Origin of the sequence: Achromobacter spanius (assembly GCF_002966795.1) — a bacterium.
Lineage (GTDB): Bacteria > Pseudomonadota > Gammaproteobacteria > Burkholderiales > Burkholderiaceae_B > Achromobacter > Achromobacter spanius_D.
This window is the reverse complement of record NZ_CP023270.1, coordinates 1,922,556-1,935,156: the sequence shown is the minus strand read 5'-3', so window position 1 is coordinate 1,935,156 and position 12,601 is coordinate 1,922,556. Positions and strand designations below refer to the sequence as shown.

11 protein-coding genes are annotated in these 12,601 nt (G+C 65.4%); 5 read left to right on the top strand and 6 right to left on the bottom strand.

What is annotated here, in order from left to right:
* The first annotated feature begins 193 nt into the window (after positions 1–193).
* Both rng and CLM73_RS08710 read left to right on the top strand, forming a co-directional pair.
* Positions 194–1,657, top strand: coding sequence for a ribonuclease G (rng, locus tag CLM73_RS08715; RefSeq protein ID WP_056567022.1), 1,464 nt, complete (start codon positions 194–196; stop codon positions 1,655–1,657).
* Between the two features lie 397 nt (positions 1,658–2,054).
* Positions 2,055–2,756, top strand: coding sequence for a DUF3053 domain-containing protein (locus tag CLM73_RS08710; RefSeq protein ID WP_105238108.1), 702 nt, complete (start codon positions 2,055–2,057; stop codon positions 2,754–2,756).
* A 65-nt stretch (positions 2,757–2,821) separates the two neighbouring features.
* Here CLM73_RS08710 and CLM73_RS08705 read toward each other — a convergent pair whose 3' ends face one another.
* The 4 genes from CLM73_RS08705 to msbA form a co-directional block, all read right to left on the bottom strand.
* Positions 2,822–4,312 carry a sensor domain-containing diguanylate cyclase gene (locus CLM73_RS08705; RefSeq protein WP_105238107.1) on the bottom strand — a complete coding sequence of 497 codons (1,491 nt, stop codon included), beginning with the start codon at positions 4,310–4,312 and terminating at the stop codon, positions 2,822–2,824.
* Between the two features lie 162 nt (positions 4,313–4,474).
* Positions 4,475–4,702: a hypothetical protein gene (locus CLM73_RS08700; protein WP_105238106.1), complete on the bottom strand. Its 228-nt coding sequence runs from the start codon at positions 4,700–4,702 to the stop codon at positions 4,475–4,477.
* Positions 4,703–4,836: 134 nt separating this feature from the next.
* Positions 4,837–6,642 (bottom strand): monovalent cation:proton antiporter-2 (CPA2) family protein, encoded by a 1,806-nt coding sequence (locus CLM73_RS08695; RefSeq protein WP_105238105.1) that lies wholly within the window; start codon positions 6,640–6,642, stop codon positions 4,837–4,839.
* A gap of 167 nt (positions 6,643–6,809) precedes the next feature.
* Positions 6,810–8,585 carry a lipid A export permease/ATP-binding protein MsbA gene (msbA, locus tag CLM73_RS08690; protein ID WP_105238104.1) on the bottom strand — a complete coding sequence of 592 codons (1,776 nt, stop codon included), beginning with the start codon at positions 8,583–8,585 and terminating at the stop codon, positions 6,810–6,812.
* A gap of 102 nt (positions 8,586–8,687) precedes the next feature.
* Between msbA and CLM73_RS08685 the strand changes: the two genes are divergently transcribed.
* From CLM73_RS08685 to CLM73_RS08675, 3 genes are read left to right on the top strand one after another with little or no spacing between them, the layout of a single operon-like run.
* On the top strand, positions 8,688–9,656 hold the full coding sequence (locus CLM73_RS08685) for a glycosyltransferase family 9 protein (protein WP_105238103.1): 969 nt from the start codon (positions 8,688–8,690) through the stop codon (positions 9,654–9,656).
* A 19-nt stretch (positions 9,657–9,675) separates the two neighbouring features.
* Entirely contained in the window at positions 9,676–10,440 is a 765-nt protein-coding gene (locus CLM73_RS08680; RefSeq protein WP_105238102.1) for a YdcF family protein, read from the top strand.
* Entirely contained in the window at positions 10,431–10,718 is a 288-nt protein-coding gene (locus tag CLM73_RS08675; RefSeq protein WP_105238101.1) for a YkgJ family cysteine cluster protein, read from the top strand. The genes CLM73_RS08680 and CLM73_RS08675 overlap by 10 nt, the downstream gene beginning before the upstream one ends.
* Before the next feature lie 25 nt (positions 10,719–10,743).
* Here the strand turns inward: CLM73_RS08675 and CLM73_RS08670 are convergent, their stop codons facing one another.
* Positions 10,744–11,889: a glycosyltransferase family 4 protein gene (locus tag CLM73_RS08670; protein WP_105238100.1), complete on the bottom strand. Its 1,146-nt coding sequence runs from the start codon at positions 11,887–11,889 to the stop codon at positions 10,744–10,746.
* Positions 11,864–12,589, bottom strand: coding sequence for a polysaccharide deacetylase family protein (locus CLM73_RS08665; RefSeq protein WP_105238099.1), 726 nt, complete (start codon positions 12,587–12,589; stop codon positions 11,864–11,866). Before CLM73_RS08665 ends, CLM73_RS08670 begins: the two co-directional genes overlap by 26 nt.
* Between the last annotated feature and the right edge of the window lie 12 nt (positions 12,590–12,601).

Genomic DNA, 12,601 nt, shown 5'->3' with positions numbered 1-12,601 from the left:
AAATTTGTTGTGAGGGACTGCGGTTTCCTGGCGCATCGGCCCTGCCCTGCCAAGCGCGGGATGGCTTGCAGACGATCTTCCCTATATATATAGATGGCGGCGGCCCCTGACTGCGGGACTAGTATGTCCGTTTACTATTCGCCTGTACGCCGCCCCCATTGGAGACAGACACGTTATGCCCCCTGCAATCGCCATGAGCGAAGACATCCTGATCAACGTCACCCCGTTCGAGACCCGCGTTGCGCTGGTGGAACAGGGTTCCGTCCAGGAATTGCACGTCGAACGAAGCATTCAGCGGGGCCACGTTGGCAACATCTATCTGGGTCGAGTGGTTCGGGTCCTGCCCGGGATGCAGAGCGCCTTTATTGATATTGGGCTGGAGCGCGCGGCGTTCATCCATATTGCGGATCTTCGCGAGAATCGCAGTGAACGCAGCCAGGGACTGACCCCGACGCCGATCGAGAAGCTGATTTTTGAGGGGCAGACCCTCATGGTGCAGGTGGTGAAGGATCCGCTGGGGACCAAGGGCGCGCGGCTGTCGACGCAAATCAGCATGGCCGGGCGGATGCTGGTCTACCTGCCGCATGACCCGCATATCGGTATTTCACAGAAGATCGACGCTGAGTCGGAACGCATCCAGTTGCGGGAACGTCTGCAGGCCTTGATGCCGCCTGATGAAAAGGGCGGGTTCATCGTGCGCACGCAGGCAGAGGGCGCCAACGACGCGGAGCTGTCTGCCGATGTGGAGTATCTGCGCAAGCTGTGGACGAGTGTGCAGGCGGCGGCGCGTACGCAACCCGCTCCCGCACTGCTGCACCAGGACCTGACGCTGGCGCAGCGGGTGCTGCGCGACATGGTGGGCCCGGAGACCGGAACGATCCTGGTGGATTCGCGGACGACGAGTGCCGCGATGCTGGAGTGGGCGCGCGTTTACACGCCGTCGGTCGTGGACCGCATCCAGCACTACAGCGGGGAGCGGCCGTTGTTCGATACGGCGAATGTGGACGATGAGATCGCGCGGGCGCTGTCGCGCCGCGTCGACCTGAAATCGGGGGGCTACCTGATCATCGACCAGACGGAGGCGTTGACGACGGTGGACGTCAACACCGGCGGCTTTGTGGGCGGCCGCAATTTCGACGACACGATCTTCAAGACCAACCTTGAGGCGGCGCAGGCGATTGCGCGCCAACTGCGTTTGCGGAATCTGGGTGGCATCGTGATCCTGGACTTCATCGACATGGAGGAGCAGGAACATCGCGACACGGTGCTGGCGGAATTGAAGAAGGCGCTGTCACGCGACCGGACCCGCATGACCGTCAATGGTTTTACGCAATTGGGTCTGGTGGAAATGACGCGCAAGCGCACGCGCGATTCGCTGGCGCATCAGCTTTGCGAGCCCTGCCCCATGTGCCAATCGCGGGGCAATGTGCGGACGCCGCGCACGGTCTGCTATGAAATCCTGCGGGAGATCCTGCGCGAGGCCAGGCAGTTCAATCCGAAGGAGTTTCGCATTCTGGCTTCGCAGGAAGTGGTGGACCTTTTCCTGGAAGAGGAAAGCCAGCACCTGGCGATGCTGGGCGACTTCGTGGGCAAGCGCGTGTCGCTGGAAGTGGAAGCGACTTACTCGCAGGAGAAGTACGATATCATCCTGGTTTGACGGCATCAGAAGAATGCCTAGTCATCAGACTGAACGAAGAGCCGCGCACATTTGCGCGGCTTTTTTCTTTTATGCATCACGAGATTCGCGGTTTCACGCGGCAGACATGTCGGGCATTTGGCGACGGCATCCTGGCCAGCGAGTCGGGCAATGAACCGCACGGCGAGCCGTTCTCCACCGCGCCACGCATTCAATGCGATGGCGATGACGACGACCCCCTACCTGATTCGGCTACGCGCTTCAACTCGATATGTGTGGATTTTGTGACTTAAAGATTCGTTTGCAATGAATTCTGAAACCGATGGCGACGACTAAGGGTTATCGCTAAGCTGCGGGCGCTTTGCCGGGTCGGTCACCGCCTCGGCGCATTTTCCCTAGTTATTCGGAGGTCATTGCAATGAAGTCCCTATTCCGTCCGTTCCTGGTGCTGGTCGCGGCCCTGCCGCTCATACTGGCCGCCTGCGGCGACAATGAGCCCAAACAGCGCGCCGCGTTCACGCAGTTCCTGCAGACGCGCATCGTGGACAAGCCGGGTGTGCGCGTGCCGAAACTGACGGATGCGGAAAAGAGGTCGTTCGGCGATTACGCGGCCCAGTACGCGGTGATCACCGATTTCAATGCCGGCATGGACGCGTCGGTCAAGCCGCTGTCGGGAATCCTGCAGAAGGGCCAGGTGCGCTCGGTGAACGATATCGTGTCGCGTCGCGAGGACCTGAAGTCCGTGCGTGCTGGCTTGAACGACATGAATGCGGCACTGAAGGAACACCGCGCCAAGGCTGACGCGGCTCGCGCCCAGCTCAAACAGCCTGAAGACCTGAAGGTCGTGTACGACAAGGCTTACGAGAAGACCATCACCCTGCCGGCCGACACGTTTGCCGACGTGCTGCCGCAGATCAACGCCACCTACGACGTCGCCCTGAAGGTCGCCGACTACGTGGAAGCGAACAAGTCGAAGATCGAGATCTCCGGCACCAGCGTGACGGTGACGGACAACGCCGTGCAGGCCGAGCTGAGCAAGCTGCTGCAAGAGATGAACGCGCAGGCCAAGAATGTGCAGCAGGCACAGACGCGTCTGCAAGCCGTGGTGATGGGCCGCTAAGCGCCGCGTCGGCACGCAGCAGTCCACATCGCCCCGCCGCCACCTGAAAGTGCGGCGGGGCTTTTTCATGCGTGAAGGGTTTTCACGTCAGGCGCGGCCGCCACACGATTGCGGCCCGATTCCTTTGCGTGATACACCGCCGCGTCGGCGGCCTCCACCAGCGCAGCCGCTGCGTCGTTGCCCTCTGGAACGGCAGTGGCCACGCCGATGCTGACCGTGACGATGCCGCCTTCGTTGTCCTCGTGCGCAACGGCCAGCTCCGCGACGGCGCGCCGGATGCCTTCGGCGATGTCCAATGCTTGTTCGAGGCCGGTCTCGGGCAACAGCACCACGAACTCCTCGCCCCCATAACGGGCCGCCAGATCGCGCGGGCGGCGCGCCTTGCTCTGGAATGTGAGAGCCAGCGTCCTGAGCAGCACGTCGCCTTCCTGGTGGCCATACCGATCGTTGTAGCGCTTGAAGTGGTCCGCATCCAGGAACAGCAGCGACAGCGGCGTGCGATCGCGCCGCGCGGCCGCCCATTCCACGTCAAGCGTTTCGTCGAACGTGCGCCGGTTGGCGATGCCGGTCAGCCCGTCCGTCTGGGCCTGGCGCGCCAACTGCGTTTCGAATGCGTGCCGCCAGCGCATCTCGCGTCTGAAAAGGACGATCTGCGCCATCACCGAGGCAAAGAGCGCCAACGTGACGGGCACGATCAGCGCGGCGCGCCGCACCCACGGTTCGAGCAGGTCGTCGACGGCCAGCGCGACATCGATCACCAAGGGCGTGCGTTCGATGGCGTCGAACGCGTAGAGCCGATTGACGCCGTCGGGCGACAGCACGCCGACGAATGCGCCCTCGCGTCCGATCAGGTATTGCTGAAAGTCGAGCGGCACGTCGATGCCGCTGCCGGCGTCGGCGCTTGAATACGGATTGCGCAAGAGGACGGCGCCGTCGTTGCGAAAGACCGTGATGGCGTCATGCGGACCGATGGACACCTCGGCAAAGCGGTCGCGAAAGTACGCGGTGCGCAGGGAGCCGGCCACCACGCCGCCGAAACTGCCGTCGGCGTTGGTGATGCGCCGGCTGATCGCGATGCTTTCATCGCCGCCGCGCAGGCGGCTATGGTACGGACGGCTGACGAAGAGCCCCACGCCGTCGCCGTCCCGGTGCGCCTGGAAGTAATCGCGATCCGCCAGATTGACGGCCGGCGGGGTCAGGGTGAGCGAGTCGTAGCGGATGTTGCCCTGGGCGTCGAGCACGACAATGGCGCCCAGATACGCTGCCGTGGCCGAGCGGTCAAAGAGGGACCGGTGCAGGGATTGCGGGTCGAGATCCGCCATGCCGGGTTCGTGCAGGCGTTCGACCACGCCTTGCAGCGACAGGTCATAGACGTGAAGCGTGCGGCCGATGTCCGACGCTAGTACGCTGGCCAGGTTGCGCGCCGATACGTAGGCGGATTCCCATGTGACGCGGCGGTCCATCCACAGCAAGGCGATAGCCGCCGTACAGATACCGATGGCGACGATGCCGGCCAGCGCATACAGCGTACGGTGCACGATCCCGCGGGATTTCAATACGGCGCTCCTTCGCGATGGCGATCGGGTTGGCGTAGTTCATCTGCAAGTTCTGCATGATGATGCCGGTGTCCGATGCCGGGCGCAAGGCATCGCCTCCCGTGGCTCAGAGCCCTGGGCGGCGATCAGCGCGGGTGGCGGGTATTGATGGCGGGACGGGTTTCAGGAGACGGCAGCGGCGATGCGGAAGGGGAAGGCCTTGGCGCCGCGCGCCTTGTCGGTTTCGCGGTGGGCGTTGATGGCCCATGCGGGTCCCACCGCGCCGGCGAGCATCATCAGTTGGCGGGCGAGGACGCCCGAGAATCCGCAGCGAAGCGTCATGGCCTGACGCCGGGCAAGCTCGATTCCGATGGCGTGCGACGAGGTCGAATTACGGTCCGTTTGCAGCATGGCAGCCCCCTGGCAAAAGCGCTTCCTGAGTGAAGCGTCATTGCGGATCAATCTACCCTAGCTGGTTGATTTTGCGCGTGAAATGATACGTAAAGTAATGCAAAGAACCCGAAATGCGCACCGAAAAAGGGTCATCAGGCGGATGGACTGGTGGCCGCGTCGCTGGTTTCGCGGTCCGGCCGGTCGTTTATGCCATCCGGTTGACCAGTCATATTTCCGTAGAGCAATGAGCGGCCGGCGAACAAGCCGCCCGCCACCTCGAGGTCGAAACGTTCGTTATCGCGTTGCCGGACGTCCTGGATGACCTCCTCGGCCTCCTCCGGCGGCACGCCGATGGCGCGCAGCGCCGCTTCGCCGAACACCAGCGCCGACTCCAGCGTTTCCCGGACCTGGAAATCCACGCCCTCGCGGGCCAGGGCCAGCGAATGAATACGGTCGTACGCGCGCACCACCAACTTCACCAGCGGAAATTCCGATTTGATGAGCTGCACCATATGGGTGGCGGCGCGAGGGTCGTTGATACAGACGAGGATGGCGCAGGCGTTCTCGGCGCCGGCGGATCGCAGCATGTCCGCACGCGTACCGTCCCCGTAATACACCTTTACGCCCCATTTCGCCGCGGCGCGAATCGCGTCGGTATCCGTATCGAGGATGGATACCTTGACCCCACGGGCCAGCATCGCCTGCGTCACGATCTGGCCGAAACGGCCAAAACCCACGATCAGCGCGCAGCCGTCCAGGTCCCGGGCCACGTCCACGCCATCCATGGAGGGCACGGGCATGGGCAACAGCCAGCGCAACGCCAGGACGCACAGCGGCGTGAGCGCCATGGAAATGATGACGACCGCGGTCAGCACCGCGCCCGTGTGCGCATCGAAGATGCCTTTTTCAGCGGCCGCGCTGTAGAGCACGAAGGCGAATTCGCCGCCCTGCGCCAGCAACGCGCAGCGGGTAATCGCTTCGGCATGCGTCGCGCGGAGCAGGCGCGCCACGACATACACGCCCACGGATTTGACGGCCATGAAGACGACGACGCCCGCCAGGATGAGCGGCCATTCGCGCGCCACGGCCAACAGGTCCAGCGACATGCCCACGCCCAAAAAGAAAAGGCCGAGGAGGATGCCGCGAAAGGGTTCGATCTCTGCCTCGAGCTGATGCCGGAATGTGGACTCGGACAGCAGGACGCCGGCCAGGAATGCGCCCATGGCCATGGAGAGGCCGCCCAATTCCATCAGCAGCGCCGCGCCCAGAACGACGAGCAAGGCGGCCGCGGTCATGACTTCGCGCGCGTGCGCCGCGGCCAGCAGGCGGAACAGCGGATTGAGCAGCCACCGGCCGGCGGCCAGCAGCGCCAGAATGCAGCCGAGCGCGATGGCCGCCTGCAGCCAGGGATCGCCATCGCTGCCGCCGCCTGCGGGGGCCAGCAACGCGGCCAGCGCCAGCAGCGGAACGATCGCCAGATCCTCAAGCAGCAGGATGGAGACGATGCGCTGGCCCTGCGCGCTGGTGGTCTCGTCGCGCTCGGCCAGGATCTGCATCACGATGGCCGTGGACGAGAGCACGAAACCCATTGCCGCCATGAACGCCGCGGCGCCCGACAGGCCGGCCAGCAACCCCACGCCCGTAAGCAGCGCGCCGCAGACGAGCACCTGCGCGACGCCTAGCCCGAAGATCTCGCCGCGCAGTTTCCAGAGACGCGAGGGCTGCATCTCCAGGCCGATGATGAAAAGAAACATCACCACACCCAGCTCGGCGACGTGCAGGATCGATTTGGGATCGGAGAAAAATCCGATGCCGAAGGGACCGATCGCCAGGCCGGCAGCCAGGTAGCCCAGGACCGAGCCCAGCCCGAGACGCTTGAACAGGGGGACGGCAATCACTGCTGCGCCGAGCAAGACGACGACGTTGAGGACTTGATTGCCTTCGGAAGGCAGGGCCATGGAGCGCTCCTGGTTGCATGGCGGGCCGAAGCGCCTGGGACGCCGCCCAGCCCGCTGCGCGCGGGCTGGGGCCATTTTCCGGCAAACCAAAGGATTGGCAAACAGGAACTTCGGCAATGAAAAGCCGCCCCGAAGGGCGGCGTCTGGGGAAAAGCGCGCGCGGCGGCTCAGTCTTCCCGGAACTGCATTTTGTACAGCGAGGCATACAGGCCGTCGGCGGCCAGGAGTTCCGCGTGCGGCCCCTGTTCGACGATCCGTCCGGCGTCAAGCACGATGATGCGGTCGGCGTTCTGCACGGTGGACAGGCGGTGGGCAATGACCAACGTGGTGCGGCCCTTCATCAGGCGTTCCAGCGAGGCCTGCACCTGGCGTTCGGACTCGTTGTCGAGCGCGGAGGTGGCTTCGTCCAGGATCAGGATGGGTGCGTTCTTGATGAGAGCACGCGCGATGGCCAGGCGCTGGCGCTGGCCGCCGGACAGGCGGGCGGCGTTTTCGCCCACCGGGGTGTTGATGCCTTGCGGCAGGCCTTCAACGAATTCGAGCAGGTTGGCGGCGGCGAGCGCGTCGCGCACCTTTTGCTCGCTGGACTTGCCCAGCGCGCCGTAGCCGACGTTGGCCGCGATGGTGTCGTCGAACAGCACGACATCCTGGCTGACCAGCGACAGGTGCGAGCGCAGGCTGCGCAGCGTCAGGTCGTCGACGGGCACGTCGTCCACGAGAATCTGGCCACTGTCGGCCAGCACGAAGCGGGGCAACATGTTGACCAGCGTGGTCTTGCCGCTGCCGGAGCGGCCCACGAGGGCGACGGTCTGGCCGGGTTCGACCACGAAGGAAATGTCGTTGACCGTGTCGCGGTCGGCATCGGGGAAGCGGTGCGACACGTTGCGGAATTCGACCTTGCCGCGCACGGGCTCGGGCAATTCCTTGGTGCCGGTATCGTTTTCCGGCACCTGGTCGATCAGCGTGAACACGCTTTCGGCGGACACCAGCATTTTCTGCATGCGGGCGGCCACGTTGGTGAGGCGCTTGATGGGGTCGAAGATCTGGGCCAGCGCGGCCATGAACGAGGCGAAGCTGCCCACGGTGAGCGAGCCGCTGTTGGCCTGGCTGAGCGCCACGGCGATGACCGCGCCCACGGAGATCGAGATGCAGACCTGGGTCAGCGGCGTCAGCGCCGCATCGGCGGTGGCCGTGCGCATGGCAAAGCGGCGCAGGCGGCGGCTGACGAAATCGAAACGGCCGCGTTCGACTTCGTAGCCGTCGAACAGCTTGATGACGCGCTGGCCGTCAATGCCCTCGCCGACCACCCGGGTCAGCTCGGCGTTCATGTTGACGGTTTCGCGGTTGATGCGGCGCAGGCGCTTGATGAAGAAGCGCGAGATCATGACCGAGACCGGCAGCATGACCAGGATGATCAGCGTCAGCACCCACGACATGTACAGCAGCACGCAGATCAGGGCGATGACCACCAGGGTTTCGCGCACCAGCACCGTGATGACGTCGGTGGCGTAACCGGTAACGTTGCCCGCGTCGATGGTGAAGCGGTTCAGGAGGCGGCCAGTGTCGCCGCGCTTGAAGTCCGCGTCGGGCAGGCCCAGCAGGCGTTCGAACATGTCGCGCCGCATGCCGAGCAGCACGTTGTTGGCCACCCAGGCGAGCAGGTAGTCGCTGAAGAAGTTGCAGATGCCGCGCACCAGGATCAAACCGACCACCGCCAGCGGCAGCGCCCAGACGTAATACGGTTTGGCGCCGGAGAAGCCGCCGTCGAGCAGGGGCTTCATGATGACTGCCAGCACCGGCTGCGTGGCTGCGGCGCCGGCCATCAGCAGGACGGCCGCCAGCAAGCCCTTCCAATAGGAACCCACGCGGCTGTAGATCCGGGACCAGAGTTCGGATTTGACGGGCTGGGAGCCCGCCGGCGCATTCCGTGCGGCAGAATTCAAAGGAATCACTCGCTTTAATACAATTGTGCCCAGGATTGTACCGGCTGCGCGCCAGCGCGCCGTCCCTGCCCCTTAGCCCTTTCCGCGCCCGTGCGCCCTGCCATGTCCGATATCAGCTGCCTGTATGTCCGCCTGCCCAATTGGGTGGGCGATGTCTGCATGAGCCTGCCCAGCCTGCGCGCCCTGGCCGCAAGCGGTCTGCCCCTGGTTCTCTGCGCCCGTCCCTGGGCCCGCGATCTGCTCGACGGCGTCGAGAAACTGGATTTCGTCCCCATGCGGGGCAAGGTGGGTCCGGACCGGGCTGCGGTGAGCGCGCACCGGCGGGGGTTGGGCGCACTAGGCCGCCGCGCCCGCGGCCTCTTGTTGCCCGATTCGCTGTCCAGCGCGCTGGTGTTCCGCCTGGCCGGCGTGCCGTCCGCGGGCTACCGCGACGACGGCCGCAGCTTCCTGCTCCGCTGGCCGTTCGCCAAGCCCGCCCAGCCGATGCACGCCGTCGAATCCTGGCATCACCTCACCCGCGAAGCCCTGACCCGCTGGAATCTGCCTGGCGGTCCCGCCCAGCCGGGGCCGACGCTGGACCTGCCGCTGACGGCAGCGCATGAGCGCGCGGCCGGCGAGGCGCTGGCTCAGGCGGGGCTGGAAGGCCGGCCCTTCGTCCTGATCGCGCCCACCGCCACCGGCCTGCACAAGGGCCGGATCAAGGTCTGGCCCGGATTCGATACACTGACGCGCGCCCTGCAGGCCCTCGGCCATACCGTGGTAATGTGCCCCCCTCCGGCCGAAACCGACGAAGCCCGGCGCAATGCACCGACGGCGCAGTTGCTGCCCCCGCTGGGCCTGGGCGCCTTTGCGGCGCTGACCGCCCGGGCCAGGCTGGTGATTTGTAACGACTCTGGCGTGTCGCACGTGGCGGCGGCGGCGTCGGCCCGGCAGCTCACGCTGTTCGGTGTGACGCAGCCGCAGCGCACCGGCCCGTGGTCTCCGCGCGCGGTGTGCGTCGGCACCGACCAGGCCTGGCCGTCGCAAGAGGAAGTCACACGGCAGGCCGAACGCCTGCTGGATGGTACGTAGTAATCAGGACAGTCTCGAAATGACCTTTTCCAGCTATCTCACGAATCTGATCATTCCCTTCAACTTGTGCATCACTCTGGTGGTCCTTGGCCTGGTGCTGGGACTGTTCCGGCTTCGCAAGATCGGCCTTACCCTCGTTGCGACGGGCCTGCTCTGGGCATTGGCCTGGTCCTTGCCCGCCACGTCGCTGTGGGCGGGCGGCGCGCTGGAGAACCGGTATCCGCATAAACCTCCCACTGAAATGCCCACGGCAGACGCGATCGTGGTGCTGGGCGGCAACACGGCAAACGGCCGCGCCAACTGGTTCCTGCCCTATGACAAGGACACGGCCATCGTGCGCGTGGACGCGGCCGCCCAGCTGTATCTGGCCGGCCGCGCGCCCAAGGTGCTGCTGTCGGGCGGCGCCCTGGAAGGCGACGTCAGCGAAGCGCGCGGGATGGCGCACGCAATCCGCCAGCAAGGGGTGCCGGAATCGGCGCTGATCCTGGAAAACGCCAGCCGCACCACCTACGAAAACGCCACGCTGACCGAAGACCAGCTCAAGTCGCGCGGCATCGGCAAGGTGCTGCTGGTCACGTCCGCGTTGCACATGCCGCGCGCGATGGCGGCCTTTTCCAAACAGGGCGTGGAAGTGATTGCCGCCCCCGCGCCGCCGCAGATCGTGGCGCCGGCTGACGGCTCGCTGTCCTTGTGGCTGCCCGACGAACGCACGTTCGACGCCAGCCGCTCGATCGTGAAGGAATACGCGGGGCTCTTCGTTTACTGGTTGCGCGGATGGGTTTGAGCCTGACCGGCGCCGCACTGGAATGCCGTTCGGGCTGCGGCGCGTGCTGCATCGCGCCGTCGATCACGCGGCCCATTCCGGGCATGCCGCATGGCAAGCCCGCTGGCGTGCCCTGTATTCAGCTGCTGCCGGACATGCGGTGCGCCATCTTTGGCGACCCTTCCCGCCCGGACTTCTGCGGCGGGCTGCAGCCCGAACACGAGATGTGCGGCCCGGACCGTGAGTACGCGGTCCACTGGCTGGCCGACCTGGAGCGGGCGACAGCGCCCCACCACTGAAACGGGGCTCGCCGAGCCCCGTTTTTCAATTGCGCTCGAGAAGTACCTGCTCGTAGAGCGCCTCGTAGCGCGATGCCACGGTCTCCCAGCTTTGGTCGCGGGCGATTTCCAAACCGCGCGTCGTGAGCGCCGCACGCAGCTCGGGGTCCGAACCCAGGCTTTCCAGCGCCTGCGCCAACTGGGCGCCGTCACGCGGGTCCTGCAGGATGAGCGCGTCCGTGCCTGCCGTCAGATACTGCGCGAATCCGCAATAGACGGGAGAACTGACGATGACCGGCAGGCCGTGTGACATGGCTTCCAGCGGCGCCATGCCATAGCTGTCGTTCAGCGTGGGGTGGGCGTAGATGTCAGCCGCATTGAAATACTGGCCGACGTCCGGCGTGGGATCGACCAAGGTGACGCGGCGAGCGATGTCGCCGGCGGCGTTGACGCGCTCGCGGGTGGGCCCGTCCGCGCCCACGACCAGCAGCTTGTACCGGGGAGGCAGCAGCGCCAGTGCGTCCAGCAAGGCGGGCAGGCCCTTGCGCAGCGGATTGCGCGCCACCAGCAGACAGCCGATCGTGTCGGCGTCCCAGCCCAGCCGCGCGCGCGTGGCCGCGCGGGCTTTGTTGCCATCCGGGGCGGGCAGCTTGACGCCCGGCGCGATGATGTCGACGGGAAGCTGATCGCCGTAGCTGAGGCGCAACTGGTCCATGATGAGGCCCGACACCGCCACCACACGGCGCCGGGGCGTCTTGCGCACGCGCAGCTTTTCCAGCATCAGATAGGTGGCAAGGCGCGGGCTGAGCCACGCGGTCACGCGCTGCAAGGGCTTGACCCGCGTGACGCGGTTGTAGCGGACCGGCGTCACGTGCATGACCTGGATCTCGCCCGCCCAGCCGTTCATGTGCGAATGGACGATGTCGAAACGGCCGCGGGTGAGGCGGTCGGCGCGCCAGGCGAAATACAGCACCCGCGTCCAGCTGGGCAGCCAGCCGGGAAAGCGCACGGGCAGATAGTCGAACGGCAGATCGCTGTCGAAATCGCGCGCGACCACGGCAATGTCATGCCGCTTGCCGAGCACGCGCATCAACTCGACGCCATAGGCCTCGGCACCCCCAAAACGATTGCCGAAGCGATCAACCAACAGCGCGATGCGAAGCCGTCTAGGAGCGCCGGCGGCTGTCTTCATACCGGGTGAGGCACTTCTGAAGAAAGCGGACGATGTTGGTGGAACGCGCCACGGTCACCCGCGGAAGGCCAAAGGGATCGTCGGACGCCGCCGCCAGGCCGCGCTTGGTGAGCGTGGCGTTGTCGTAGCCGGCCTCTCGCGCCATGGCCTGGTGTTCCGGGCCGTGGTCGCCGTACGGATAACAGAACGCGGTGACGGGCGCGCCGAGCGCCTGTTCGAGTTCGGTCTTGGACTCGATGATCTGGCGCCGCGCTTCATCGGGCGCGAGCTCGGGAAGATGGACGTGGTCAAGCGTATGCGAACCGACTTCGTTGCCAGCCTGCGCCCATTCCCGCATTTCCTGCACGCTCATCAGCGGCGAGAACGGGATGCCTTTCTGCAGGTCCCACACGTTGCCGCCGTCGAACTGCCGGGCCACGAAATAATTGGTGGCGGTGAATCCCAATTCACTCAGTACCGGCATCGCGTTGTGGTGCACGTTGCGATAGCCGTCGTCGAACGTGATGCCGAACACCTTGCCCTGCCGTTCGCCGCGCACGTAAGGCATGACGTCACGCATGGAAAGTCCGCGATAACCGAGCCGGCGCATCCAGCGCATCTGCCGGGCAAAACTATCGGGATGTACCGTCAGTCCGCGAAACGGCGTGCCCTTGGGGTTGGGCTCGCCGATCTGGTGATACATAAGGATTGGAATAGACATAGATCGACATTA

Coding starts and splice junctions, on each gene's coding strand:
- CLM73_RS08680 (WP_105238102.1), top strand. CDS start 9,676: ATGACCTTTTCCAGCTATCTCACGAATCTGATCATTCCCTTCAACTTG.
- CLM73_RS08710 (WP_105238108.1), top strand. CDS start 2,055: ATGAAGTCCCTATTCCGTCCGTTCCTGGTGCTGGTCGCGGCCCTGCCG.
- CLM73_RS08700 (WP_105238106.1), bottom strand. CDS start 4,702: ATGCTGCAAACGGACCGTAATTCGACCTCGTCGCACGCCATCGGAATC.
- CLM73_RS08685 (WP_105238103.1), top strand. CDS start 8,688: ATGTCCGATATCAGCTGCCTGTATGTCCGCCTGCCCAATTGGGTGGGC.
- CLM73_RS08695 (WP_105238105.1), bottom strand. CDS start 6,642: ATGGCCCTGCCTTCCGAAGGCAATCAAGTCCTCAACGTCGTCGTCTTG.
- CLM73_RS08665 (WP_105238099.1), bottom strand. CDS start 12,589: ATGTCTATTCCAATCCTTATGTATCACCAGATCGGCGAGCCCAACCCC.
- CLM73_RS08675 (WP_105238101.1), top strand. CDS start 10,431: ATGGGTTTGAGCCTGACCGGCGCCGCACTGGAATGCCGTTCGGGCTGC.
- rng (WP_056567022.1), top strand. CDS start 194: ATGAGCGAAGACATCCTGATCAACGTCACCCCGTTCGAGACCCGCGTT.
- CLM73_RS08670 (WP_105238100.1), bottom strand. CDS start 11,889: ATGAAGACAGCCGCCGGCGCTCCTAGACGGCTTCGCATCGCGCTGTTG.